Raw genomic sequence first — 545 nt, forward strand, 5'->3', positions numbered from 1 at the left:
GTGCGCGTGCGGGACGTCGCCGCGCTGCTCGTGCCGGAACGGCGCGAACTGCTGGACGCCTTCGCGGCCCTGGCCGCCATCGCGCTCGAGCGCGTGCACTACGTGGACGTGGCCCAGGACGCCGTCGTGCGCATGGAGGGCGAGCGCCTGCGCAACTCGCTGCTGGCGGCGCTGTCGCACGATCTGCGTACGCCGCTCACGAGCCTCGTCGGCCTGTCCGAATCGCTGACCTTGTCGCGTCCGACGCTGGCCGCCGCGCAGATGGAGCTGGCGAACGCATTGCGCGACGAGGCCCGGCGCATGAGTACCCTCGTCGCCAACCTGCTCGACATGGCGCGCATCCAGAGCGGCGGCGTGAAGCTCAACCTGGAATGGCAACTGGTCGAGGAGACGATCGGCAGCGCGCTGCGGGCCTGCCGCTGGCAGCTGGGCGGACGATCGGTCGACACGCAGATCCCGCGCGGCCTGCCGCTCGTGCGCTTCGACGCGGCGCTGCTCGAGCGCGTGCTGTGCAACCTGCTGGAAAACGCCGGCAAGTACACGCC

General features: G+C 71.2%; 1 protein-coding gene. It reads left to right on the forward strand.

Annotated features, from left to right (window positions below; all coding sequences use genetic code 11):
* Nucleotides 1–545: histidine kinase dimerization/phospho-acceptor domain-containing protein (locus tag ACEN88_RS33925; RefSeq protein ID WP_413346763.1), on the forward strand; the 545-nt coding region annotated here is incomplete at both ends.

The sequence above is a fragment of the Massilia sp. CT11-108 genome (assembly GCF_047302915.1).
Classification (GTDB): Bacteria; Pseudomonadota; Gammaproteobacteria; order Burkholderiales; family Burkholderiaceae_D; genus Telluria; species Telluria orientalis.